The following is a 26,482-nucleotide window of genomic DNA, read 5'->3' on the forward strand; positions in this document are numbered from 1 at the left end:
CTTGCAACAAATCAAAAGAAAGGACTCTTCCCAATGAGCATTTTATCAGAGAATATCGAACTTTTCAAACCTTTTATTCAGGAGGAAATTCTCAAGAGTATCAAGGACTCCAAGGATTCACTGGCCATGGAGCAGGTTCTCTGGCACCTCTTCACGGAACTCTTTGGCCTTCTTGTGGCGACGGCCTTCGAAATGATCGATGGGGAGCTGTATGAGAGGGTCTACAAGCCTCAGGGGTGGCGGATTTCCCGGCGGGATTCCAGAACCATATACTGCCTGTTTGGTCCTGTCACCTACAAGCGGAGGCGGCTGGAGATGGCCGGAAAGCAGGGATTTTACCCATTAGATAAGAAATTTGGATTTCTGCCTTCCCGTCACTATAGCATGGGAGTGATTCTGCGCATTGCCCAGGCTGCCCAGGTTACCCAGTTCCGTAATGTGAGCCATATCGTGAAAACTCTGACCCAGACGGATATTTCACATCAGACAGTTTCAAATCTCAGCCGCACTGCCGCCCAAATGGTTAGAAAATACGAAGCAGCAGATGCAGCCATGGAGCAGGCCGAGAAGAGAGTACCGGAGGACGGGCTGCTGGCTATTGAGGGCGATGGGATTGTAATGAAGCAGCAGGCGGACCCCGTCACCGATACCAAAGGCGGCCAGAACATAGAACTTCACCGAATCCAGGTCTATGAGGGCGTCGAGAAGAATGGAAAACGTTCGAGACTGACAGGGTACCACTGCTTCTCTGGAACGGATAGGAAAAGGCTGTTTGAACTCGTCAAGGTGTGGGTGCATGGCCGGTACAATCTGAGCGAGATTACAGTACTTTCCAACGGGGATGGCGGAGCAGGATATAATTTCGATGACTTCGACAATATTGTCGAGGGATGCAAGACACATTACCATTTCCGGGACAGATACCATGTGAATGAGAAAGTGCGGACCCGCCTCAGCTTCTGCCCACGTGGATTCATCGATAAATTCGTGCTTGAACTGAATAAGAGCAGAAATGTCATCACAGATATGAAGCCATATCTGGATACGGCTGCCAGCTACGCAGAAACAGAAGAACAGGCCGAGCAGGTACGGAGACTGGCAGACTATCTGAGCCGCAACGCCGACTATATCCCGGGCATCCGGGAGCGCGGAATCCGAACCGATATCCACCTGGGGGCAGCTGAAAGCGACCACCGACGCTATAGCTACCGTCTGAAAAAGCAGGGGCGCAGCTGGTGCAGGATAGGTATGGATTCAATAGGCACGCTGATTACTGCTACCCAGAATGACACTTTGGAAAAAGCCCTGATTTACTGTGCTGCAGGCAAAGCCTACAAGAAGATGGACCGGCAGATGCATAAGGCGGTCGTAGCAGCCGTAAAAACGAACCGCAAAGCCGCCAGGGACGCTAAATGGCACAGGAACGCACGGAATTACCGTCCCGGGTGCCTGGAAGGCCGTATAGGCGTATACGGAGCGACTTCAACTCCGATGGGCCAGCTTGCTAAAGCGATACAGATTTATTGAGAAAGCAGAGGCTGGGAAACCTGATAACATCGACTGTCAAATAAAGTACCGAGAAAACCTTGACACATACCCCTATCTTGATCTTATTTGATTGAGATTTCCGGTTATAGTACAATGAAGAAAAGATTTCATGGAAAGAAGCCGGGATAATGGATAGGTTGAAGAAAATTACCGGGGATGTGGCTAAGGCGTACAGGCAGGTCTTTGGTGAACGTCTGGTAGCGGTTATTCTGTATGGCTCCTATGCCCGGGGGGACTATGATTCTGAGTCCGATGTGGATCTTGTGGCTATTGTCAAAGGGGAGCGCTACAGCCTCCAGCAGCAGCTGAAAAAAGTCTGGGATTTGTGTGATGACCTGGAGCTGGAGTATGGAATCATGATTTCTCCTACGGTTATTCCTTACGCTGAATATGAAGAATACAAAGATATTCTTCCCTATTACAGAAATATCCGGGATGAAGGGGTGAATATCGTTGCATGATAATACATATTCCTTGGGCAATTCGTAGTGCCGCTTACCATTATGGGCGGCACTTTTTTATCGAATATTGAATTGGCGGCCAGGTGACGTATGGGGGCGCTTGCGTGCGAGCGGGTGGGGCATTGAGCAGATCAGTAGCTAGTGGCTAGTAGCTGGTGGCCAGGTGAACAGGCCCTGCGGGCCGGTCTGTATGTGGCTGAGGGGCGTGCGAACGGGTGGGGGCTTTTAGCTGCTAGCGGCCAGGAAGGCTGGCCAGGCCCTTTGGGCCAGTTCCCATCAGTTTCCTACAGCTAACCCCAGCCCCGTGGGCAGCCCCGGCCGGGCGACGGAGGTTAGCTGCTGGTTGCGCCGCAGGCTTAGGACTTGCTTCCCCCTTCGGGGGAAGTCCCGCGAAGCGGGGATGGGGGTGCATTTGCGGCGTCGCCGCTGTCAACAGTCCCCCTTTTCCAAAGGGGGATGTCTGCGAAGCAGACAGAGGGATTCTGATGGGCCCTGCGGGCCATTTCCATCACCATCTCTCAGCCCGGTGGGCAGCTCTCTTCTGGGAAGAGAGCCTGCTGCAGTGGCAACTGCACGTCATTTGTGCAGAGCCATTAGGATTCCATCTGCGGCGGAGCCGCAGTCAGGTAGTCCCCCTTTTCCAAAGGGGGATGTCTGCGAAGCAGACAGAGGGATTCTGATGGGCCCTGCGGGCCGTTTCCATCACCATCTCTCAGCCCGGTGGGCAGCTCTCTTCAGGGAAGAGAGCCTACTGTAGTGTCAGTAGCACGTTTTTGGGGTGGAGTCATTAGGATTCCAACAGCGGCGAAGCCGCGGGACCTCAATTCTCAACTCTCTTACCTCAACTCTGTCTTTGAAAACCCCGTCATAGTCATTTACCAGGGAGATCTCTCGACTCATCGAAGCTGTAGCTATTCTTTCTTGTAGTGTCACTACTCCGCTTACCACCGCTCGAGATGACGATGGACGGTTGGAGACAGAAGGTATGGCGGTGGAACCGCTGATGGGTCCATTCATAAGGCGGCGCTTCTCTATTTGTGCGCCGCCACCTTTGCGGCGAGAGCCGCGGACGGGGAGCGATCGAAGCGCCGCAGGCGGACCAGCTTTCCTAGAAGCTAACAGCTAGCAGCTAGAAGCCCCCGCACGTTCACAGGTAACCCAGCCACATGACACCTGCGGCGGAGCCGCGGGACCTCAACTCTCAACTCTCAAGTCTCAACTCTGTATTTTCCTCAGGAGGTACCTATCCCATGTATCGTAGTGCTAAAACCGCCGCTATTCTTGCGGCTTTTATGGCTGTCAGCGGGGCCGCTGTGATGATGGCGGGCTGCGGGCAGGAGCAGCAGAAGGACCGGAAGGACCAGCAGGAAGACGTGCTTACCGACGAGAACGGCCGGAAGTATGAGCTTATCAAAAACGACGACGGCACGGAAACCGCGAAGTATGAGAATGGCGACGAGGTCACCTTCAGGCGGGACGACAACGACAATCTCCAGTACGTGTCCGGCATGTCCAGCCTCCTTCCCATGCTCATGATGAGCTATTTCCTTTTCCACGGCATCAACGGCTATTCCGGCCACTATGACCGAAATACGGGGAGCGTGCTGAACGACCGGCCTGCCTATACGGAGCAGAAGAAGAATCCGAACTACGGCAACACCAATGGCAGCACCTACCAGTCCGGGAAGTCCTCCGGGAAGACCACCGTCACCGCCCCGGCGGGCGGAAAGACGGGATTTGGCGGCGCCGGCGCCAGGGGAGGTGCGTCCTGATGGAAAAGACATTTATGGATGAACTGGACCGGAATATTTTCCCCTACGTAGAGTATCCGGGGTATCCCTTCCGGTATCCCACCCACCTGCCCCTGGTCATGGACCGGCGGCAGGTGGAGGAAATCCGGCAGGCGAGCTCCGACCTGTACCGCATTTTTGCCAAAGCCACGGCCCGGGTGAAGGACATGGACGACCATTTCCTGGACCTCATGGAAATCCCGGAGAAGCTCCGGAAGTACCTGCACCACGGGAATCCCATGAAGGACCTGCCCACGTGGCTTTCGAGGTTTGATTTCGTCATCGACAGGAAGGGCGCCCTCCACATGGTGGAGATCAATGCGGACACGCCCTGCGCGGAAATCGAGGCGTACTACGCCAACGGGGTGGCGGCGAAGTATTTCGACAAGAGAAATCCCAACGCCTTCGGCATGAACGAACTCCGGAGTTTCCTGCTGGACGTGTACCTCCGGTGTTGCGGGAACCTGTCGGCGGCAGAACTGGCGGAGCATCCCATCCTTTTCTCCTGTTTCCACGACTACATCGAAGACTACGGCACCACCCTGTTTCTCATGAACGCCATGAAGGAGGCGGTGCCGGAGGACGTGCGGGAACATATCCTCTTCGATACTTTCTATAACCTCGCCGTCATGGAAGACGGCAACGTGGCGCTGCCCGACGGGCGGACCGTGTCCTTCCTCTACCGCATGCACCCCATGGAAATCCTCATCGAAGAGACGGCGGACCAGGACGGGTCGTCTCTTGGCGAGCTCATGATGGAGGGCTACATCCATGACCGGTACGCCATGATGAACCCGCCGGAGTCCATTATCATGCAGTCCAAGGGATTCCAGGCCCTCCTTTACGCCCTCATGGAGGCGGACGCCTCCTTCTTCAGCAGCCGGGAAAAGGAGACCATCCGGAAATATATCCCGGAATGCTACTTCCAGAGGGACTTCCGGCTGGGGGACATGCCGGAGGATTCGAAGTGGATCCGGAAACCCATCTGGGGCCGGGAAGGAAAGGGCATCGACATCATCGACGGCATGGGCCATGTGATCCACCGGAAACAGGTGGCAGAGGACGATGAAATCGTGCGGAGGGACAGCGAGTCCTCCCTGGTGCAGCGGTACATAGACCAGCAGTCCATCGTCACCAAGACGGACGTGGGCATCCTCCAGGGCTACGTGACCCTGTCCTGCTTCATGCTGGGAGATAAACCGTCGGCATTGTACGCCCGGTTCAGCGAAGAAGAGATCGCAGGAAACGAGGCGTACTGGATCCCGGTGGTGGAATGAGGTCGAGGGGCGTGTGAACGTGTGGGGGCTTCTAGCTACTAGCTGTTAGCGGCTAGGAAAGCTGGTCGGCCTGCGGCGCTGACGGTCCGCGGCTTCGCCGCAAAGGTGGCGGCGTGCAAATTGGGGAAGCGCCGCCTTATGGAACACCCACCAGCCCTCCCTCTTTAGAGGGAGGGGGGACCGCTTGCGGTGGGTGGGTGGCCGCGCAAGCGGCTGGTGGGATTGGCAGGAAATGGTAGGAGCGACTTTAGCGAGAGCCCCCTCCGTCGCCTTCGGCGCCACCTCCCCCATAGATGGGGGAGGTTAAAGTCCGCCTGGGGCGAATCAGTAGCTGGTGGCTAGTTGAACAGGCCCTGCGGGCCGTTTCCATCACCATCTCTCAGCCCGGTGGGCAGCTCTCTTCTGGGAAGAGAGCCTGCTGTAGTGTCAGTAGCACGTTTTGGGGTGGAGTCATTAGGATTCCAACAGCGGCGAAGCCGCGGGGCCTCAATTCTCTTCACTCAAATCTCAATTTTCTTTGAAAACCCCGTCATAGTCATTTACGAGGGAGATCTCTCGACTCATCGAAGCTGTAGCGATTCTTAGATGCAGAGTTATTTAGCATGCTGCCACCGCTCGAGATGCAGCAGTCCTGCAGAGGACTGCTGAGCCGGGCCCAAGTTGGCGCTTTTACTGCACACCAAAGCGCCTTCCTTTCAGGGCCCGGCCGACCGGGGTATGGGTAGTGTCGATTGGAATGGCAACGAAATTGCAAATGCCCTCGATCTCGGTCTCGACCTCGATCTCACTTGCTCCGCCACCTTTGCGGCGGAGCCGCGGAACGGTTCTGGTCCGAAGGGCCCGACCGGCTTTCCTAGAAGCTAACAGCTAGCAGCTAGAAGCCCCCGTCCGTTCGCACGCTGCTTATCCATCTGTCACCTCTATGTTAACCTTCACAAATAAACAGTTGACAAATAACCCCTCCGATTTTATAATGTATCCATAAACAACAGGAGGGGGTCATTATGAACCAGAATTCTTCTATACGTATGCAGGTGCTCTGTGCCCTGTTTGCTGCGGTGACGGCGGTTTGCTCGCAGATCACCATTCCCATCCAGCCGGTGCCCATTACGCTGGGGACCTTTGCGGTGCTCATGGCGGGGGGCTTCCTTGGGAAGCGGTATGGATTCCTGGCCATTGCCATTTACCTGCTTCTCGGTATGGCAGGGGTGCCGGTGTTCTCCATGATGCGGGGCGGTATTTCCGTACTGGCAGGTCCGGGAGGCGGATTTATCGTGGGCTTTGCTCCCATGGCTTTCCTTGTGGGCCTGGTGGTGGAGAAGCTGGGGTATTCCTTTAAGAATATGTTTATCGCCACGGTCTGCGGCACGGCGATCTGCTACATCATGGGTCTGGCATGGTTCATGTTCCTCACGGGCACCGGTATCTGGGCGTCCCTGGTGATGTGTATGTTCCCCTTCCTCCCCGGGGATTTCGCAAAAATGGTGCTGGCTTCGTTCCTGGTGAATAAGTACCACAAGAAGCTGGTCGGGGAATATTGATCAGTATAAGATAAAGGCGGAGAGCGGTGGCTTTCCGCTTTTTTGTCGCCGGATGGCTGGGCGGCGTGCGAACGGGCGGGGGCTATGTGACTAAGCGACGTGCGACCATATGGGGGCTTTTAGCTGCTAGCTGTTAGCGGCTAGGAAGGCTGACCAGCCTGCGGCGCTGACGGTCCGCGGCTTCGCCGCAAAGGTGGCGGCGCACAGATTTTGAAAGCGCCGCCTTATGAAACACCCACCAACCCTCCCTCTTTAGAGGGAGGGGGGACCGCTTGCGGTGGGTGGGTGGCCGCGCAAGCGGCTGGTGGGATTGGCAGGAAACGGTAGGAGCGACTTTAGCGAGAGCCCTCTCCGCCCTCCGGGCACCTCCCCCATAGATGGGGGAGGTTAAAGTCAGCCTGCGGCGAATCAGTAGCTAGTAGCTGGTGGCTAGTGGCTTGGTGAATAGGCCCTGCGGGCCGGGCCCATCAGTTTCCATCACCATCTCTCAGCCCGGTGGGCAGCTCTCTTCTGGGAAGAGAGCCTACTGCAGAGACAATAGCACGTTATTTGTGCAGAGTCTTTAGGGTTCCAATAGCGGCGGAGCCGCGGAATGGTTCTGGCCCGAAGGGCCCGGCCAGCTTTTCTAACAGCTAAAGGCTAGCAGCTAGAAGCCCCCGCCTGTTCGGACGGCGGCTGGCCATGCGACACCCGCGGCGGAGCCGCTGGACCTCAAATCTCTTCACTCAAATCTCAATTCTCTTTGAAAACCCCGTCATAGTCATTTACCAGGGAGATCTCTCGACTCATCGTAGCTGTAGCGATTCTTAAATGCAGAGTTATTTAGAATACTACCACCGCTCGAGATGACGATGGACGGTTGGAGGCAGAAGGTATGGCGGCGGAGCCGCTGGTCCACTCGATCTCGGCCTCAATCTCGACCCTGCGCTCATTTGTACATAAGGAGATTCACATGCATGCAATCATAAAATCCCTCTGTTCCCTCTGGCGGTCTTCCTGACAGGGGATGGTGATGGGGGAGCTGAAATATCGGAAAGGCTCCGGGGGATCCGGGCCCTACCGGGTGTCTGCGTCGGGGCGGCGGATTGTGCGGGTGTCTGCCGTTTCCCCCTCCGGGGAGCGGATGGACCTCATGCTTTTCCCGGCGGCCGGCTTTGCGGGAGGCGGACGGAAGGCGGAGGGCGGTGCGTACTGGCATACCTTTTCCGCCGACGAGGTGCGGCAGTACAGCGCTTCCGTGGGGGACCACAATGAAATCCATCGGACCGAAAATCCCATCGTGAGCGGATTCCAGATCGCCGAGGCGATGGAAGGGCTGGAGGGAAAGCAGGATTTCCGGATCCGTTTCCACTACCCCGTGCGGAGTGGGGAGGCGGTGTCCCTCCGGAGTGAGGGGAAGACGGTGTCCGGAATGACGGATGTGTTGTGTTTTGTATGGGAGGCACTATGAACCGGGTCTTTTTACTGGGCGGTCTTCGCAGCCATATCGGTGTGCGGTATGGCATTTTCAAGAAAGTCCGTCCTGAACTTCTGGGCGGGTCCATTGTGAAGGAGCTCTGCCGGAAATACGAAATCCAAGGGCCCGATGCCCTTCTCTGCGGAAATGCGGTGGGTCCTGGAGGTAATATAGGAAGGCTCCTCGCCCTGGAAGGGGGACTGCCGGACTCTGTGCCCGCTCTTACCCTTGACCTCCAGTGTGCGTCGGGGCTGGCGGCCATCCACATGGCGGCCCTTGGCGTCATGACGGGGGAATGGGATGTGGTGTTTGCGGGAGGCGCAGAGAGCGCGTCCCTCCAGCCAAGGCGGATTTACCCGGAAAACGATGAACGAAGCCAGCTCAGGAATCCGGAGTTTACTGCCGCCCAGTTCATTCCCGGGGAATACAGCGACGATGCCATGCTCCTTGGCGCGGAACGGGCGGCGAAGAAGGCGGCCATCTCCCGGGACGAGGCGGACGAAGCGGCTCTCTTGAGCCAGCAGCGGGCGAGGGAGGTACAGGAGAAAGGTCTCCTTTCCGATGTGATCCTTCCCCTTTTCGGCAGCACCCGGGACGAGGCTATCCGGAAACGGATGAGTGAAAAGCTCCTCGCCCGGGCACCCAGGGTCACCGATTTTCCGGAGGGCATCCTTACTGCCGCCAATACATGCACCATCAACGATGGCGCCGCTTTTGTTGTGGTGGCTTCGGAAAAGTGGCTCCGGGCCCATGATCTCACGCCGTCGGCGGAAATCAGGGGCCTTAAGCTTTATGCCAGTGATCCCCTGGTGCCGCCGCTTTCGGCGGATGAGGCGGTGTCGGCACTGCTGGAAGAGAAGAACCTTTCCTATGGAGATATTTATGATTTCGAGTACAACGAAGCCTTCGCCGTCATCAGCGCCCATTTCCGGAAAAACCATCCGGAAGTGGCGGACCGCCTCAACCGGTGGGGCGGGGCCCTCGCCTACGGGCACCCCTACGGTGCCAGCGGCGCAGAAATCATGATCCACCTCATGAAAATCCTGGAAACCGAAGGGGGCAACCTCGGCGTGACGGCTATCCCCGCGGCAGGAGCGGTGGCGGAGGCCATCCTTATCGGCCGGGTGGATCCCAAAGATTGGGCAGGAAAGGGAGAAAAGACGATTTCCGTACCCTTTCCCTTTATACCGGAGGCGGTACGATGAAACTCTATGAATATCTCATCCAATACGGTGCGGCCGGGGGAGACCGTCCCTTTTACCGGGACGATGACAGCGCCCTTTCCTATGGGGAAGCCCTTAGGGAAGCCCGGCGGTGGGCCCATTTCCTGGACGCCCAGGGGGTGAAGGGAAAGGTGGCCGCCTTCTACGGGGATAACCCGAAGGACCAGCTCCTCTTCTTCCTGGGAGCGGAAATGGCGGGGGCAAGGCCGGTGCTGTTCCATGAATACCTGAAGGAGAAGGATCTTTCGGAGCTCCTGGCAAAGCGGCCTATTGACCTTTTCCTTTCGGACAGGGACATTCCGGCCCTGTCTTTACAGAAGGACGGGGATTTCTATGTCCGGCACCCGGGAAACCATGGGGGCGGAGCGGGGGACTTCGGCGTCCTCACCTCCGGCAGCAGCGGCCTTCCGAAGGTGCTCTTCCGGCGGGACGAAAGCTGGACCGATTTCTTTCCCCTCCAGAATGAAATCTTCGAGGTGGGGAAGGATTCCCGCCTCTTCGTGCAGGGGTCTCTGGCCTTCACGGGGAACCTGAACATGGTCATGGGATTTCTCTCTGCCGGTGCCTCCATCCACCTGTCCCGGCGTCTCCTGCCGAGGACATGGATGCGGAGGATTTCGGAGGAAGCGGTGACCCATGTGTACATGATCCCTTCGAAACTTTCGCCCCTTTCCAGGAGCAAAGGAACCGCGGAGGGGCTCAAGTATATCTTGACGGGGTCCCAGCTCATGACGGCTTCCCTGTACCACCGGCTCATGGACCGTTTCCCGAAGGCCCGGGTGATCCTGTATTACGGGGCGTCGGAACTGTCCTACGTGTCCTATATCGAAGGGAAGGACATCCTCGCAAAGCCGGACGACGTGGGCCGCCCGTTCCCGGGCATCGGGGTCACCATCAGGGACGGAGAAATCCTGGTGGACACTCCCTACGGGGTGGAAGGCATTTCCCGGCCCTTCACCTGCCACGATTTGGGAAAGATCGATGGGGAGGGGGACCTCCACTTCCTGGGACGGCGGGAAGACGTGTACCATATCAAAGGAAACCACGTGTCGAAACAGAAGGTGCTGGCCCACCTCCTCATGGAAGAGGGGGTGGAGGAAGCGGAAATCCTGGCGGAAAAGCTGGACAACGGGGACGACCGGATGACGGCGTTCCTCGTGGGGAGCCCCAGGGAGCCGGCGGAACTGGTGCATTCGCTCTCTGAAAAGCTGTCGCCCTGGGAGATCCCGTCGAGGTTTATCACGGTGGAGGCCATACCGAGGACGTCGACCGGGAAGACGGATAGGAGAAGGCTGGCTGAACTGGCTGGGAGAGTGTGAGGCTGGAAAGGAGTGTAAGATCGAGGGAGATAGGACCGGAGGTCCGGAAAGTTAGAAGTGAGGAGTTAGGAGTGAGGAGTGGTGGTGCGCCGCATCAAAATTACAGGGCGGCGCGGAATTTATATCCAGCGGCTCTGCCGCAGGTGTCCTGTGGATGAAGGGCGTGTGACCGTGTGGGGCATTGAGCCTTGAGCGGATCGGGCCCTGCGGGCTGGGGAATCGGTGTGTAAGTTAGCGTACGAACGGGCGGGGGCTTCTAGCTTTTAGCTGCTAGCGGCCAGGAAAGCTGGTCCGCCTGCGGCGCTGACGGCCCGCGGCTTCGCCGCAAAGGTGGCGGCACACAGATTTTGGAAGCGCCGCCTTATGGAACACCCACCAGCCCTCCCTCTTTAGAGGGAGGGGGGACCGCTTGCGGTGGGTGGGTGGCCGCGAAGCGGCTGGGGGGATAAGCAGAGAACGGTAGGAGCGACTTTAGCGAGAGCCCCCTCCGTCGCCTTCGGCGCCACCTCCCCCATAGATGGGGGAGGTTAAAGTCCGCCTGCGGCGCTTGTGTGGGTAAGCGGCGTGTGAACGGATGGGGGCATTGAGCCTTCAGCCTTCAGCCTTGAGCTGGACAGGCCCTGCGGGCCGGGGGACCGGTGGCTGGGGATCATGCGAACGGGTGGGGGCTTCTAGCTGCTAGCAACTAGCGGCTAGGAAGGCGGACCAGGCCCTTTTGGGCCAGTTCCCATCAGTTTCCTACAGCTAACCCCAGCCCGGTGGGCAGCCCCTTCCCGAGGAGAGGCCACTGAAAAAGTCCAAATGGATATTCGCTCTTATTTTTCTCAGAGAGCTCTCTACCTGCAGCAGAGCCAATAACCGCCAGTAAATGAGAACGAAAATACTCAGTATTTATCGAATAATTCATCGTATTATGGTATAATGTAAGTATGTAAATTATCAATTAGATTCATCAGAGGTAATGCTTATGTTATACCAATACACCCAGACGCAGCTTTCTCTCTTTGAAGGGATTTATTATGTAGTTGTTCCAAAGGATCATCCCCTTCGCCAGATGCTGGAGCTTTGTGACTTTTCAAAAATTTATGATGAGCTTAAAGATAAGTACTGCCCTGACAATGGCGCCGGAGCTATTTCTCCTGTGCTTCTTTTCAAATATCTGATCCTGAAAGCCATGTATCACCTCTCTGATGTCGATGTTGTTGAAAGAAGCAAGTATGACATGTCCTTCAAAATGTTTCTTGGCTATCGCCCGGAAGACGAAGTAATTCATCCATCCACACTCTCCAAGTTTAGGACGCAGCGCTTAAAGGATGTCAATATCCTGGACCTGCTTCTAAATGAGTCTGTCAATATCGCTAAAGCCAATGGCATTATAAAGGATGAAGTTGACACTATTATCGACTCCATGCACATCGGCGCCAGACACAATCAGAAAACTCCGGAAATGATCATTGCCGAGCTTGCCAGAAATGTTCGTCGAAGCGTTTACAACAGTGGGGATGCAGAAAAGTGGAAAAAGCGCTTTCCGGCTAAGGCAGATAAAAAAGGGCTGGATGCACTGATTCAGTATTGTTACCAGTTGATTGACATAATCAAAAATGATGAGTCTTTAAAATTCCAGGCTAAAGTGCATGAAAACCTGAATTTACTGGCGGAAGTTCTGGCTGAAGCTGAGCAGCCTGAAACTGAAGAACATACATATTTAACGCCGATGGATCCCGATGCCAGCATTGGATACAAATCCGCATATAACCCGTTTTATGGATATAAAGATCATTACCTCTTAACCCTTAATAGAATCATTATTGCAGCGGTTTTTACCGCAGGTCATATTAATGACGGTGGGCAACTGCCGTTACTCGTTAAAAAAGCCCAAAATAACGGGTTGAGCATACACTCTGTTATTGGGGATATGGCTTACGCAAGCAAGCAAAACCTTGAGTTTACAGATGCGGAAGGCATCAAACTGGTTGGCAAATTAAATCCGGTTATCTCTGCAGCTATGTTGAATCAGGAGCGTGATGGATTCACGTACAACAAGGACGCAAGGCGGTTTATCTGCCCTCGTGGCCGAATGTCTGAAAAAGGGACAGAAAGTGCTTCCAAAAATAACGATAGCCGCAGACGTTCCTACCGTTTCGATGCTTCAGGATGCGTTGGATGTCCACTCGATGGGAAATGCCATAAACCCGGAACGAAATCTCGTGTGTATACCGTTGTGATTCCTTCCGAGCTGAATCAAAAACAACAAGCATTCCAAGAGTCAGATGAGTTTAAAGAACTGATGAACCATCGGTACAAGATTGAAGCAAAAAATAGTGAACTTAAATACCGGTATGGATTGAACAAAGCGGAATCCACCCGTCTTATTGCCATGTCGTTGCAAGGAGCTACAGCCATGTTTGTAGCGAATATGAAAAGAATAATGACTCTCATAGCCCAAAAAGAAAAGTGAAAAAAGGGGGGGAATCCCCTTTTTTCTTTTTTTATCCCATATTTTGGGGTAACACTTGTCCGAAAATGTTGTCACATTGCTAATCAGTTGGTTCCCAAATTATTTTTGAGGGGGGTTCTTCAGCGGCCTCTCCCGAGGAAGGGGCCTCGTGCTGAGTCAATTTCATGTTATTTGTGCAGAGTCCTTAGAATTCCAACAGCGGCGAGAGCCGCGGAACGGTTTTGGCCCGAAGGGCCCGCTCAGTTTTCCTGGTAGCTAACAGCTGGCAGCTGGAAGCCCCCGTACGGACGCACGGCGCCTATCCACCTGTCAGCGCCGCTGATTTGTCATGATTCACCGGGCAGGTGGATTTATAGTATAATGAGAAAAAAGGAATATATTTTTTCAGAAGGGAGGCTGTAAGATGGAAAATAGTAGAGTCACTGAAAAAGATGAATCCTACCTGGCGGCGAAGGCTGTGGATTTATCACACCAGGAAGCCCGTGCTTTGGGATTGCCTCGATATTATGTGGAAGATGGATTTCTCATTGAAGAGCGTAATGGCAAGAAGAAGCAGTTGAAAAAAATTTCGAGGAACCAGATGTATGGAAGCTGAGACAAAACAGAAAGCAGTGGAGGCCATCGTTTTTGCTGGCCCTAATGGATCGGGGAAAAGTACAATTACCCGTTTGCTTCGCCCAAGAAATGTAGACTACATCAATGCGGATGACATAAAGAAAGTCTTAGGCTGTTCGGATCTTGAAGCGGCACAACAGGCGGAAAGAATGAGATGGAACCATATTCATGAGAAGGCTCCTTTCTGCTTTGAAACGGTAATGTCTACGGAACGGAATCTGAATCTCTTAAAAGAAGCTAAGAAACAGGGCTTTTTTATACGTATTTATATAGTTCTTACCGTAGATAGTTCTATCAATGTGGAGCGGGTCAAGGGCAGGGTTGAGGCAGGTGGGCATGATGTCCCGGTGGATAAGATAGAGAGCCGGTATGAACGATCACTTTCACTTGTAAAAAAAGTGGTCCAGGTCTCCGATGTATGTAATATTTATGATAATTCCTTCGACTATCCGGTACGTTTTTTTAATAAGAAAAAAGATCGATATTATTATGAAGAAGTTCCCCTTTGGGATTTGGCGGCTATAGAATCATTAATAGATATTCATGATGGGCGTCTGCAGAGGAGAGACTTAAATAGCCGGAATCCTTTTGCCGAGGAGGTTTTGAAGAAATAAAGACTGACAGATCATTCGTAAAATGGATGTTCCTGGGGAAGGGAAACATCCATTTTTTCTGGCATATTGTGTAGGAACCGGCATGCGAACGGGTGGGGGCTTCTAGTTTCTAGCTGCTAGCGGCCAGGAAGGCTGGACAGGCCCTTTTGTGCCAGTTCCTATCAGTTCCCATCAGCTAACCCCAGCCCCGTGGGCAGCCCCTTCCCGGGGAAGGGGCCGCTGAAAAAGTGTATTTGAGCTAAATAACTATGCAAATATATGCATTTGGAAATGCACCCCCTCAGTCGCCTGCGGCGCCAGCTCCCCCGGAGGGGGAGCCGAGACTTGCTGCCCCTCCGGGGGAAGTCCCGCGTAGCGGGCAAGGGGGTGCATTGGGTGGCGGAGCCACCTGATCAGCTTTTATGCGAAGCTGAAATGTATGGTAGAGCATAATTATTCAGTACTTTTGAGTTTTTCAGTGGCCTCTCCCGGGGAAGGGGCCTACTGTTGAGTCAATTGCACGTTATGGGGTCGGAGTCATTAGGACCCCGTCGGCGGCGGAGCCGCTGATCGTTAGCCTCCTTCCTTGGAAGGCGAGGTGTCCTGCATAGGACCCTCGAGCCGGGCCCAAGTTGATCGGCCAGCCGCCAAAAGGAAAGCGCTTTAATGGGCAGGCAAAGCGCCAACTTACGGCTGGCTTGCAGGTCCTATGCAGGACCTGCACACCTTTACTGCACATTAAGGCGCCTTCCTTTTGTGGCCCGGCCGGAATGATGTCTGCGTAGCAGACAGAGGGATTCTGGTGGGCCTAGCGGGGTGATTCGCCTGGGGCGAATCAGTAGCTGGTGGCTAGTTGAACAGGCCCTGCGGGCCGGACCCATCAGTTTCCACCACCATCTCTCAGCCCGGTGGGCAGCTCTCTTCTGGGAAGAGAGCCTGCTGTAGTGTCAGCAGCACGTTTTTGGGGTGGAGTCATTAGGGCCCCAACGGCGGCGATAGCCGCTGTCCCTTATCATAAAGCGGCGCTGTATGAATTGTGCGCCGCACCTTTGCGGCAATAGCCGCGGATAGATTCTGTTAAAAGCGCCGCAGGCGGGAACTCAATTCTCTTCAGTCAAATCTCAATTCTTTTTGAAGACCCCGTCATAGTCATATCTCTGAGAGATCTCTCGACTCATCGAAGCTGTAGCTATTCTTGACTGAATAGGCATCTTGCATGCTACCACCGCTCGAGATGACGATGGACGGTTGGAGGAAGAAGGTATGGCGGCTAAGCCGCGGAACGGTTCTGGCCCGAAGGGCCCGCCCAGCTTTCCTGGTAGCTAACAGCTAGCAGCTAGAAGCCCCCGCGTGAACACATGCCGTCTATCCACTCATCAGCGCCGCAGGCTGGGCCTCAACTCTCAACTCTCAACTCTCAACTCTTAATTTTTCATTCCCATCAGGAGGTGCATTTTATGAACGGACAGGAACGGCGCAGTGAAATACGGAAACTTTTGGAATCGGATCCGGAGAAGATCCGGGCCATGGACCTGGCGAAGCGGTTTTCTGTGAGCCGGCAGATCATTGTGGGGGACGTGGCTCTCCTGAAGGTGGAGGGGGTGCCTGTGGTTTCTACGCCTCGGGGGTACTACCTGAAGCGGGAAGGGGCGGAGCCTTCCGGGTACCGGGAAATCCTGGTGTGCTGTCACGATCGGGCCCGCACGGGAGAGGAGCTTTCCCTCATCGTTTCCCTGGGTGGCATCGTGCACAATGTGTCCGTGGAGCATGAGGTGTACGGCATGCTGACGGGAAACCTGGAAATCGAGACTATGGAGGATGTGCGTGCATTCATCCAGAAAATGGAGGGGGACCGGTTCGTGCTTTTAAGTGCCCTTTCCGGCGGTATTCACAGCCATCTCATCGAAACGAAGGATCGGGCCCACATGGAGAAAATCAAAGGGGCCCTTGGAAAAGCGGGATTTCTGTATCGGAGGGAGGAACTATGAAGGAGTGGCTGGTATCGGAGGCGGAGTCCGGCACCCGGTCTTTCCGCTACGTCACCCGGATCCTGCCGGGGGCGCCGGCGGGGCTGCTGAGGAAGAGCCTCCGGAAGAAGAATATTACCCTGAACGGGAAGAAAATGACGGGCCAGGAAAAGCTGAAGGGAGGAGATCGGATTTCCGTGTGGTTCTCGGAGGATACGCTCCAGAAATTCATGGTGCCCAAGTCCGTGGAAGAAACGAAGCCGGCGGTGCCGGGGTTTTCGTCCCTCATTGTGTATGAAGACCGGCAGGTGCTGATCCTCAATAAACCGGCGGGTTTCCTGTCCCAGGGAGATGGAAAGGGGGCGTCCCTCAATGACGGCGTACTTTCGTGGCTGGAAAAGGAAATCACCCCTGCTTTCCGGCCTTCCATCTGCAACCGGCTGGACCGGAACACCAGCGGCCTGGTGGTGGCAGGGAAAACCATGGAAGCCCTGCAGGACCTGAATACACTCATCCGTACCCGGGCCATCCGGAAGTACTACCGGGCCCTGGTGTATGGGAAGACAGAGGAAGAGGGGGTGCTCAGGGGATTCATGAAAAAGGACAGCGCCGAAAACAAGGTGGTCTGGCTGGACCATGAAGAAGAAGGGGCGTACCCCGTGGAAACCCGGTATAAAAGAAAAGAAATCTTCCTGAAAAAGGGCGTCCTCTATTCCCTGGTGGAAGTGGAACTGGTGACCGGTAAATCCCACCAGATCCGGGTCCACTTCGCCCACATGGGGCATCCCCTCCTGGGAGACCCGAAGTACGGCAGCGAAGAAAGCCGGAAGGCGTCGGGGTTGCTCCACATCCACAGGCAGATGCTCCACGCCTGTCGGCTGGTGTTTCCGGACATGGAGGGGAGCCTCGCCCACCTCTCCGGAAAGATCTTCGAAGCCCCGGTACCGGAGGATATGGAGAGGTTATGCGGCCGCTTCGGGGCGAAGAGTTGAGAGCTGAGGCCCCGACTGCGGCGGTGTGTGGCTGGGCGGCGTGCGAACGGGTGGGGGCTTCTAGCTGCTAGCCGCTAGCTGTTAGGAAGGCTGGTCCGCCGCAGGCGCTGAGCAGGGTACAGTTGGAGTCATCAGGAGCGGGGCCTTGAGCCTTGAGCTGGAAAGGCCCTTCGGGCCGATTCCATCACCATCTCTCAGCCCGGTGGGCAGCTCTCTTCTGGGAAGAGAGCCTGCTGCAGAGTCAATTGCACGTTTGGGGTGCAGAGTCTTTAGGACCCCATCGGCGGCGAAGCCGCTGATCGTTAGCCTCCTTCCTTGGGAAGGCGAGGTGTCCTGCATAGGACCCTCGAGCCGGGCCCAAATTGATCGGCCAGCCGCTAAAAGGAAAGCGCTTTAATGGGCAGGCAAAGCGCCAACTTGCGGCTGGCTTGCAGGTCCTATGCAGGACCTGCACACCTTTACTGCACACCAAGGCGCCTTCCTTTTGTGGCCCGGCGGTGGCTGCGAAGCAGACGGAGGTTAGCTGGTGGGAATGTCGCAGGCTGGAACTCAATTCTTTTTGAAGCTCCCGTCATAGTCATTTGTCTGAGAGATCTCTCGACTCATCGAAGCTGTAGCGATTCTTGCCTGTGGTGTCACTACTCCGCTAACCACCGCTCGAGATGCAGCAGTCCTGCAGAGGACTGCTGAGCCGGGCCCAAGTTGGCGCTTTTACTGCACACCAAAGCGCCTTCCTTTTAGGGCCCGGCCGACGTATTAGGGGTAGTGTCGATTGGAATGGCAACGAAGTTGCAAATACCCTCGATCTCGGTCTCGACCTCAATCTCACTTGCGCCGCCACCTTTGCGGCGAAGCCGCGGATTGTCAGCGCCGCAGGCTGTTCAGCTTTCCTAGCCGCTAGCAGCTAGAAGCTAAAAGCCCCCATCCGTTCGCATGCTCCCCAGCCACCCATCACCTGGCCCGCAGGGCCTGATCAGCTCAATGCTCAAGGCTGAAGGCTCAATGCCCCCACACGTTCACGCACCGCTTAGCCACACGAAAAAAGCCTGCAGAATGGGTTCACCATTCTGCAGGCTTATGTCATGTGCGCCCAGCATGGGCGCACTCTTAAGGGTGAAAGTCCCTAGACCGCCCGACAGCGGGAAGGTCATAGCCGAACACCAAGGGTGTCCATCGTGAGGTGGAATCTGAAGGAAGGTGCAGGCAAATCTCCGGTCCGATGTACAAGAACCACATAAGGCTACGGCAGGATGGATAAGGTTGCATGACAAACTGAAGTCCCATAGCTGTACGGAATCCTGCAGAGTACATGTGGCGGATATATGGAGAGAAAGAGTGCGTTCTTACCTGGGGAGGTCTCACGGACACAGCAGAATAAGGCTGTATTTACTGGGCTGTGCTGTGGTTGAAATAAGATTTGCCGTGAGAAGTCAGCAGAGGCCATAGTACCAGATGGCTCATAGGCATCTGGGAAGGGCCGAACTTTAGGAGATGTTAGTCAATGAAAGTAACCAACCATGGGCTTAAAGGCAGACAACTTCAGAAAGAAGACTACTGGCAGAAAGCAGCTGCGGAACAGCAGGGATATGCCGGAGTGCCCATCCATGTGAGGATTGCTGAAAACAACAACATCATCGCAGACTTGCATAAGCAGGAATGCGAAAACTAAAGAACCGCCGTATACCGAACGGTACGTACGGTGGTGTGAGAGGTCGGCGGGCCGAAGCCCGCCTCCTACTCGATGCAATCAGCAGATCGTATTTTTCTGGTTTCCTGCCAGGTAGCTTTCCAGGTTGTCGAAGACGATGACCGCTCTCCGTTCCATGGCTTCTTCGGTGTCGAAGCCCACGTGGGGAGTGAGGACCAGGTTTGGTGCCTTCAGGAGGGGATAGTCTTCCGGAAGGGGCGGTTCGCCGTCGAAGACGTCGATGCCGGCGCCGGCGATGGTGCCTTTGGTGAGGCAGTCAGCCAACGCTTTGTTGTCGATGACGCCGCCTCTTGCGGTGTTGATGAGGATAGCGCTCTTCTTCATGAGGGAGAGTTTTTTCGCGTCCAGAAAATGCCTGGTTTCCGGGGTGAGGGGCAGGTGGATGGAAACGATGTCTGCGGTCTTGAGAAGGGTGTCCAGGTCCCTGTACTCTATGTCCTTATTTTTGTGGGACCGGTTGTAGCCGATGACATGGGCGCCGAAGGCTTTCGCCAGTTCTGCCACCCGGGAGCCGATGGCGCCGGTGCCGATGATGCCGAAGGTGCGGCCTTTGATTTCAATGCCCCGGAGGGTGGCGTTGGTGCCGCCGTTCCTGGCGGCTTTATCGCCGTCTGCCAGTTTGCGGTAGAGGGCAAGGACCATGCCGATTGTCAGTTCCGCTACGGATTCCGTGGAGTAGCCGGCGCAGTTGGAAACGGCGATGCCCTTTTCCCTGCAGTAGTCAATGTCCACGTGGTCCACGCCTGTGAAGGCTACGCAGAGGTACTTCAGGGACTTTGCCTTGTCCAGGGCTTCTTTCTTCAGGGGGTAGTTCGCAATGACCGCGAGATCCGCCTTTTCCAGGCGGTTTCCCAGGTCTTCCTGGTCTTTGGGAAGGGTATCGTAAGGCGTGATGTGGTATCCCTCTTTCACCAGGGAGGCGGAGAGGGGGTCCAGGGTTTCTTTGGAAATACCGAGGGGCTGGGCAATGACGATTTCTTTCATAGGAGATGCTCCTTTCGGAATGAGACAGAATTGAGAGTTGAGAGTTGAGGTTCTGGGCCGAAGGCCCTGGAGGTCTAGGTCTAGATCTAGGTCTAGGTAATCAGGCCCTCCGGGCCGGGTGACGGGTGGCTAAGAAGTGTGCGACCAGATGGGGGCTTCTAGCTGTTAGCTGCTAGCTGTTAGGAAAGCTGGCCAGCCTGCGGCGCTTTCCCATCAGGTTTGCCCAAACGTAATTATGCCGTAGGCTGCCCTGTCTTCCTAGCTGCTAGCCGCTAGAAGCTAGAAGCCCCCGCATGTGCGCACGCTGCTCAGTTACCTGACCGCCGGCCTTTCAGAAGGACCGGGCTGGGGAGCTGGGACAGGAAGACGCCGGCGGTCATGGCGAAGACGCCGATGTACTGGCGGAACGTGAAGGATTCACCGAGGAAGAGGATACCCGACAGGCCGCCGAAGACCATTTCCATACTGAGAATCATGGAGGACTCCGTGGGAGGCAGGTATTTCTGCCCCACCGCCTGGAGGGTGTAGGCTACGCTGGTGGAAAGGATGCCGGTGTAAAGAAGGGGCCACAGGGCGCCTTCCAGGCCAGACAGGGTGGGAGTTTCAAAGGTATAGGCTAAAATCAGGTTCAGCACGCCGGTGACGAGGAACTGGCCGCAGGACAGGAGAACCGGGGAAAACCGTTGGGTGAGATAGTCCAACATGTGAATCTGCACGGTGAAGGACAGGGCGCAGAGAAGCATGAGGCCGTCGCCGAGACTGATGGTGAAGTCTTCGGTAATGGACATGAAGTAGACCCCAATGATGGCAAGGACGGCGCCGATGAGGTGGTTCCGGTGGAGCGGATTTCCCAGGAAAAGGCCAGCAATAGGCACCATGAGGATATAATTGGCCGTGAGGAAGCTGGCCTTGGAGGCGGTGGTGTACTGGAGACCCACCTGCTGGAGGGTGGCGCCCAGGAACAGGGGAATCCCTACCATGAGGAACGCTGCCCACAGGGGAATCTTCGTTTTCGCCGGGCTTTCTCCGGCGGGGTGGAAATAGAGGTAGGGCAGGAGGGCGGCGGATCCCAGGATAAAGCGGAAGCCGTTGAAGGTAAAGGGCCCTACGGTGTCCATACCCACCACCTGGGCCACAAAGGCAAAGCCCCAGATCAGGGCGGCGGTGAGAAGTAAAAGACGGTATTTCATGAGAATGCTCCTTGTGTACGTTGTATAATAGTTATTATAGCATACGTGTGGGGGCTTCCAGCAGATCAGTGGCTAGTAGCTAGTAGCTAGTAGCTGGTGGCTAGGTGAACAGGCCCTGCGGGCCGGTCTGTATGTGGCTGAGGGGCGTGTGAACGGGTGGGGCCTTGAGCCTTCAGCCTTGAGCTGGAAAGGCCCTGCGGGCGGATTCGCCTGCGGCGAATCAGTGGCTGGTAGCTAGTGGCTAGGCGACTGAGCCCTTCGGGCCGGACCCATCAGATTCCATCACCATCTCTCAGCCCGGTGGGCAGCTCTCTTCTGGGAAGAGAGCCTACTGTAGTGTCAGTAGCACGTTTTTGGGGTGGAGTCATTAGGATTCTAACAGCGGCGAAGCCGCGGGACCTCAACTCTGTCTTTGAAAACACTGTCATAGTCATTTATCTGAGAGATCTCTCGACTCATCGAAGCTGTAGCGATTCTTAAATGCAGATTTATTTAGCATGCTGCCACCGCTCGAGATGCAGCAGTCCTGCAGAGGACTGCTGAGCCGGGCCCAAGTTGGCGCTTTTACTGCACACCAAAGCGCCTTCCTTTCAGGGCCCGGCCGACCGGGGTATGGGTAGTGTCGATTGGAATGGCAACGAAGTTGCAAATGCCCTCGATCTCGATCTCGGTCTCAATCTCGATCTCACCAGCGCCGCCACCTTTGCGGCGAAGCCGCTGGTGGATTCGCTCAAGGCTCAAGGCTTCGTACGCTCACACAGTGGCTGGCCAAAGGGCACCCGCGGCGAAGCCGTTGGAACTCAACTCTCAATTCTCAACTCTCAACTCTTTTCTACAGAAAGGAACTTCCCTATGTCCATTCGTATGATCGCCATCGACCTGGATGGCACCCTTCTTCATGATGATATGTCTATTTCCGAATATTCCCGTCAGGTCATCCGCCGCGCTTCTGAGGCGGGGTACCGGGTGGTGGTGGCCACGGGGCGCATGTGGGATTCGGCGCAGAGGAAGGTGAAGTCCCTCCATCTGGGAAATGTGCCTCTCATCTGCTACACCGGGGCCTGGATCATGATGAGCGAAACCGGGGAGCCCCTCCTGCAGCAGGGACTGGATCCGAAACTGGCTTCGGACATCCTGCTGGAGTCGAAGCGCCAGGGCTGGCAGGCCACTTCTTTCATGGATGACCTCATTTATATGGACGCCCCCAACGGCACGGAGGTGAAGTACGCGAAGTACCGGTCCAAGAAGCCCATCTTTGTGGGAGAGGAATTTTACCATCCAAAGAAGCTGGTGACCCGTATCGTCTTTGCGGATCCGTCGGCGGAGAAAAGAAATGAAATCCGCCGGGCGGTGGAGGAGAAGTTCGGCCCCCATGTGGATGTGGTGTTCCCGGGGGATGATTTCGTGGATGTCCATAAGAAGGGGGTCAATAAGGCAGAGGCGGTGCGTTTCCTCTGTGAGAAGGAGGGCATTTCCACGGATGAAGTCATGGCTTTCGGCAATACGGAAAACGATGTGCCCCTCCTGAAGATGGCGGGCCTGTCCTACGCTGTGGCCAATGCTGACGAGGTCGCAAAAAAAGCAGCTTCCCATCTCTGCCTGTCCAATGAAGAGGACGGGGTGGCAAAGGAGATAGAGAAGCTGCTGGATAGGTAGCTGGTGGCTAGTGTCTGGCAGCTTGGTAATCAGGCCCAGCGGACCGGGTGACGGGTGGATAAGCGGCGTGCGAGCGTGTGGGGCATTGAGCCTTCAGCCTTGAGCCTTGAGCTGGACAGGCCCTGCGGGGTGATTCGCCGGAGGCGAATCAGTGGCTAGTATCTAGATCTAGTGGCTAGGTGAACAGGCCCTGCGGGCCGGACCCATCAGTCCCCATCAGCAAACCCCACCGCGGTGCAGTGGAAAGCAAACGGGGTTCGCAGGGAACCGTAGGTGACGTAGGGTAGCTGGTGAAAGCGCCGCAGGCGGGACCTCAATTCTCTTCACTCAAATCTCAATTCTTTTTGAAAACCCCGTCATAGTCATTTATCAGGGTGATCTCTCGACTCATCGAAGCTGTAGCTATTCTTGACTGAATAGGCATCTGGCATGCTGCCACCCGAGGGGAAGCGTGTCACTGGATTCTCAGTCGCCTGACGGCTCCCTACAGCACGGCTATCAGCGACTCACGATGATTTGCGCGTCGCTACGCTCCTTCAAATCATGTTCGCTGCTGTGACTCCAGTTCCCTTGCCACCGCTCGAGATGACGATGAACGGTTGGAGACAGAAGGTATGGTGATGGGTCCAATCATAAGGCGGCGCTATATGAATTGTGCGCCGCCACCTTTGCGGCGAGAGCCGCGGAACGGTTCTGGCCCGCAGGGCCCAATCGGCTTTTCTGGCAGCTAAAAGATAATATGAAATGACCTCCCCAGTTTGATGTATATGCCCAAATTTCGGTAAAATATAGTTGCAAGGCCAATTTTACGAGAACAGGATCATATTTTCTCAACCAAGGAGGTCATCATGTTTTATTCTAGCACATTTACGTCCCCGATCCCATTCGTTTATGTTGGTATCGACACCCATACCGAAAACTATACGATGGCTGCTGTCGTTAATCAAATGTCTCCTGCCGGTGAAATTATTACGTTAGATCTTATTCCCCCTCGTAAACTTGGCCCTGCAGTAAAGAATGTGCTCCGGTTCATTGGTGATTGCAAAAAAGCCGTTAACAGAGAGTGCCATGTTATCTGTGGTTATGAAGCCGGGTTATTCGGTTATGGCCTTTACCGTAAGCTTATGGCAGCCAATGTAGATTGTATGGTAATAGCTCCTTCTTCTTTGAAGAAAAGCAGCAGAGATAAAAAATTCAAAAATGATTATATTGATTCAAGAGCGCTTGCCAATGCCATGGCGAAAAGTGAGTGTATTTCCATTTATGTCCCCGATGAGGAAGACGAATCCATTTTCCGCTATATCAGGATGCGTGACGACCATCAGGATATGGTTAAAGTCACTAAACAGCGGATAACTGCTTTTGTGCACCAGATGGGATTCCATTATAACCAGGGAGCTACCTGGACCCAAAAACATATGAATTGGATTATGAGTCTCCCGCTGAGCGAATTGAATAAAGAAACATTGAGTGAGTATATGACAACTCTGCTTACCCTCCAGCAGAAGCTGGAAGATCTGGATGTCAGGATTAAGTCATTTGCAATGCAGAAAAAGTATGCAGCTAATGTCAATAAACTGCGCTGTTTCCTTGGAATAGAATATGGCTTTGCACTTCGTTTAATTGTAACTATTGGCGATTTCAAGCGCTTTCCTACAGCAGGCCATTTTGCGTCCTTTTTGGGACTTACCCCAACTGAACATTCCAGTAATGAAGATGGCAACTATGGCAGCATTTCAAAAGCCGGAAATATTGTTTTGAGGAAGAAGCTGATTGAAGCAGTCTGGTCCGGCTTTTCACGGGGGCGGCCCGGATACAAGAGCAGGGCTTTGAGAAAACGGCAGGAAGGATGCTGTGCATCAGATATTCATTATGCGGACAAAGCAAACAGAAGACTTCGCGTAAGGTTCAGAGACAAGATTATGAAAGGGAAAAACAGTAATGTTGCTGCTACTGCCGTTGCCCGGGAATTCAGTGGCTTTATTTGGGGAATGATGACTGGACACACTGCTGACGTTATTCGTAAAAAAGCTTGACATCGCACGCATAGTTCTCTGAGTTAGGCAACAAGCATAAAAATACAGCCGAAGGGAGATGATTAAAAGGTGAATAGCGGTTTGGACAATATTAAGGGAGAGCTTTGAGTTAAGAGAGGCTGGGTTATCCTAGTGCTAGCTTTGCAGGACATGCATAGGCATGATTCCAAATAAAAGATTGAAGGAACCCGCGGCGAAATCATTGACCTGTTAATCCACGTATAAGAGACTGATCAAGCCCCGGAATAATCTGCAAAGCTCTTCCTCCATGTTGTCCAGGCAGCTATTGCCTGGAACCCGCATACCAATTTGAACTTGACATGGAGCCCCTGCTCATGTGATTTCCAAGCCAAGGGGCCGAAAAAATATGGCCATAGAGGAAGCAGGCTATCACATGAGCCGCTCCATGTAAAGTTCAAATTTTCCCAAACCGATTTAATTCCATTACATCTTGCAACTAGTCTTATTGGCAAGAATATTTGGCATGCTTGGGGTCTTGACAAAGGTCATTTCATAAGAGCTAGCAGCTAGGAGCCCCCGCATGGACGCACGTTACTTAGTCACCCCCACTCCGCTTTTACTCTAAATCCAGCTCCACCGGGCAGTGGTCGCTGCCGAGGATTTCCGGGTGGATGGAGGCCCCTTTGATGTGGTCCTTCCAGGCGTCGGAGACCAGGAAGTAGTCGATTCTCCAGCCGATGTTCCGTTCCCGGGATTTGGCGAAGTAGCTCCACCAGGAGTAGGCCTCTTTTTCGTCGGGGTGGAGGTGGCGGAAGGAGTCGGTGAAGCCGGCGGAGAGAAGGTCCGTCATTTTACCCCGTTCTTCGTCGGTGAAGCCGGCGTTTTTATGGTTGGAAGCAGGATTGGCAATGTCGATGTCCTCGTGGGCCACGTTCAGGTCGCCACAGAGGATCACCGGCTTTTTTTCTGCCAGTTTTGTCATGTATTCCTTCATGGCTTCTTCCCAGGTCATGCGGTAGGGGAGCCTTGCCAGGCCACGCTGGCTGTTGGGGGTGTAGCAGCAGAGGAGGTAGTGGGTGCCGAAGTCCGCTGTAATGAGGCGGCCTTCCTGGTCATGCTCTTCGATACCGAGACCATAGGTGACGGAGAGGGGCTCTTCTTTTGTGAAAATGGCGGTGCCGCTGTAGCCTTTCTTCACGGCACTGTTCCAGTACTGGTGGTAGCCCGGCAGGTCCAGCTCGATCTGGTGGGGCTGGAGTTTTGTCTCCTGGAGGCAGAAGCAGTCTGCGTCCAGGGCGTTGAAGGCGTCCATGAAGCCCTTCTTCAGGCAGGCCCGGAGGCCGTTCACGTTCCAGGAAATATATTTCAGTTTTTTCATGGGAGTTCTCCTTTTTCTGAATTTATGTTTATCTATATGATTATTATACATGATGGCTGAGGGAGTGGCTAGCTGATTAGGGTGATAGATTTGAGAATTGAGAGTTGAGAGTTGAGGCTCTGGGCTGGAGGCCCTGAAGGTCTAGATCTAGATCCAGGTCTAGGTCTTTAGCGGCTTTGCCGCGGTTGTCCTGTGGCTGAGGGGCGTGTGAACGGATGGGGGCTTCTAGCTTCTAGCCGCTAGCTGCCAGAAAAGTTGATCAGCCTGCGGTGCTTCGATCGATTTTCCTAACAGCTAGCCGCTAGCAGCTGGAAGCCCCATCTGTCCGC

19 protein-coding genes are annotated in these 26,482 nt (G+C 54.7%); 16 read left to right on the forward strand and 3 right to left on the reverse strand.

Annotated features, from left to right (window positions below):
• Positions 1-33 precede the first annotated feature (33 nt).
• The 14 genes from ACFWUL_RS03530 (at position 34) to ACFWUL_RS03595 (ending at position 18,909) form a co-directional block, all read left to right on the forward strand.
• On the forward strand, positions 34-1,527 hold the full coding sequence (locus tag ACFWUL_RS03530; protein ID WP_416176748.1) for an ISLre2 family transposase: 1,494 nt from the start codon (positions 34-36) through the stop codon (positions 1,525-1,527).
• 149 nt (positions 1,528-1,676) lie between these two features.
• A complete protein-coding gene (locus ACFWUL_RS03535) occupies positions 1,677-2,009 on the forward strand; it encodes a nucleotidyltransferase domain-containing protein (RefSeq protein WP_416177818.1) in 333 nt (110 codons plus the stop codon).
• A gap of 1,250 nt (positions 2,010-3,259) precedes the next feature.
• Positions 3,260-3,781 carry a hypothetical protein gene (locus tag ACFWUL_RS03540; RefSeq protein ID WP_416177819.1) on the forward strand — a complete coding sequence of 174 codons (522 nt, stop codon included), beginning with the start codon at positions 3,260-3,262 and terminating at the stop codon, positions 3,779-3,781.
• Positions 3,781-5,076, forward strand: coding sequence for a glutathionylspermidine synthase family protein (locus tag ACFWUL_RS03545; protein ID WP_297020620.1), 1,296 nt, complete (start codon positions 3,781-3,783; stop codon positions 5,074-5,076). Before ACFWUL_RS03540 ends, ACFWUL_RS03545 begins: the two co-directional genes overlap by 1 nt.
• Positions 5,077-6,080: 1,004 nt before the next feature.
• A complete protein-coding gene (locus tag ACFWUL_RS03550; protein WP_416177820.1) occupies positions 6,081-6,617 on the forward strand; it encodes a biotin transporter BioY in 537 nt (178 codons plus the stop codon).
• Positions 6,618-7,629: 1,012 nt separating this feature from the next.
• Positions 7,630-8,067: a hypothetical protein gene (locus ACFWUL_RS03555; protein WP_416177821.1), complete on the forward strand. Its 438-nt coding sequence runs from the start codon at positions 7,630-7,632 to the stop codon at positions 8,065-8,067.
• Entirely contained in the window at positions 8,064-9,278 is a 1,215-nt protein-coding gene (locus ACFWUL_RS03560; protein ID WP_416177822.1) for a thiolase family protein, read from the forward strand. The genes ACFWUL_RS03555 and ACFWUL_RS03560 overlap by 4 nt, the downstream gene beginning before the upstream one ends.
• Complete coding sequence (locus ACFWUL_RS03565) at positions 9,275-10,615, forward strand: AMP-binding protein (protein ID WP_416177823.1); 1,341 nt, start codon at positions 9,275-9,277, stop codon at positions 10,613-10,615. Before ACFWUL_RS03560 ends, ACFWUL_RS03565 begins: the two co-directional genes overlap by 4 nt.
• A gap of 967 nt (positions 10,616-11,582) precedes the next feature.
• Complete coding sequence (locus tag ACFWUL_RS03570) at positions 11,583-13,073, forward strand: IS1182 family transposase (protein WP_416176785.1); 1,491 nt, start codon at positions 11,583-11,585, stop codon at positions 13,071-13,073.
• Between the two features lie 403 nt (positions 13,074-13,476).
• Complete coding sequence (locus ACFWUL_RS03575; RefSeq protein WP_297023841.1) at positions 13,477-13,668, forward strand: hypothetical protein; 192 nt, start codon at positions 13,477-13,479, stop codon at positions 13,666-13,668.
• Complete coding sequence (locus tag ACFWUL_RS03580; protein WP_416177824.1) at positions 13,658-14,302, forward strand: AAA family ATPase; 645 nt, start codon at positions 13,658-13,660, stop codon at positions 14,300-14,302. The genes ACFWUL_RS03575 and ACFWUL_RS03580 overlap by 11 nt, the downstream gene beginning before the upstream one ends.
• A gap of 1,436 nt (positions 14,303-15,738) precedes the next feature.
• Positions 15,739-16,269 (forward strand): 3H domain-containing protein, encoded by a 531-nt coding sequence (locus ACFWUL_RS03585; protein WP_416177825.1) that lies wholly within the window; start codon positions 15,739-15,741, stop codon positions 16,267-16,269.
• A complete protein-coding gene (locus ACFWUL_RS03590) occupies positions 16,266-17,240 on the forward strand; it encodes an RluA family pseudouridine synthase (RefSeq protein ID WP_416177826.1) in 975 nt (324 codons plus the stop codon). Before ACFWUL_RS03585 ends, ACFWUL_RS03590 begins: the two co-directional genes overlap by 4 nt.
• Positions 17,241-18,741: 1,501 nt before the next feature.
• Positions 18,742-18,909, forward strand: a complete 168-nt coding sequence (locus tag ACFWUL_RS03595) for a hypothetical protein (protein ID WP_297041640.1) — start codon at positions 18,742-18,744, stop codon at positions 18,907-18,909.
• Between the two features lie 78 nt (positions 18,910-18,987).
• Here ACFWUL_RS03595 and ACFWUL_RS03600 read toward each other — a convergent pair whose 3' ends face one another.
• Both ACFWUL_RS03600 and ACFWUL_RS03605 read right to left on the reverse strand, forming a co-directional pair.
• Entirely contained in the window at positions 18,988-19,932 is a 945-nt protein-coding gene (locus ACFWUL_RS03600) for an NAD(P)-dependent oxidoreductase (protein WP_416177827.1), read from the reverse strand.
• Positions 19,933-20,240: 308 nt separating this feature from the next.
• Entirely contained in the window at positions 20,241-21,122 is an 882-nt protein-coding gene (locus ACFWUL_RS03605; protein ID WP_297023506.1) for a DMT family transporter, read from the reverse strand.
• Between the two features lie 852 nt (positions 21,123-21,974).
• On the opposite strand from ACFWUL_RS03605, the gene ACFWUL_RS03610 reads away from it, so the two are divergent.
• Both ACFWUL_RS03610 and ACFWUL_RS03615 read left to right on the forward strand, forming a co-directional pair.
• A complete protein-coding gene (locus tag ACFWUL_RS03610) occupies positions 21,975-22,778 on the forward strand; it encodes a Cof-type HAD-IIB family hydrolase (protein ID WP_416177828.1) in 804 nt (267 codons plus the stop codon).
• An 848-nt stretch (positions 22,779-23,626) separates the two neighbouring features.
• A complete protein-coding gene (locus ACFWUL_RS03615; RefSeq protein ID WP_416176955.1) occupies positions 23,627-24,814 on the forward strand; it encodes an IS110 family transposase in 1,188 nt (395 codons plus the stop codon).
• Positions 24,815-25,391: 577 nt separating this feature from the next.
• Here ACFWUL_RS03615 and ACFWUL_RS03620 read toward each other — a convergent pair.
• On the reverse strand, positions 25,392-26,144 hold the full coding sequence (locus tag ACFWUL_RS03620; RefSeq protein WP_416178113.1) for an exodeoxyribonuclease III: 753 nt from the start codon (positions 26,142-26,144) through the stop codon (positions 25,392-25,394).
• Positions 26,145-26,482: the final 338 nt, after the last annotated feature.

Origin of the sequence: Dialister sp. (assembly GCF_047832375.1) — a bacterium.
GTDB lineage: Bacteria > Bacillota > Negativicutes > Veillonellales > Dialisteraceae > Dialister.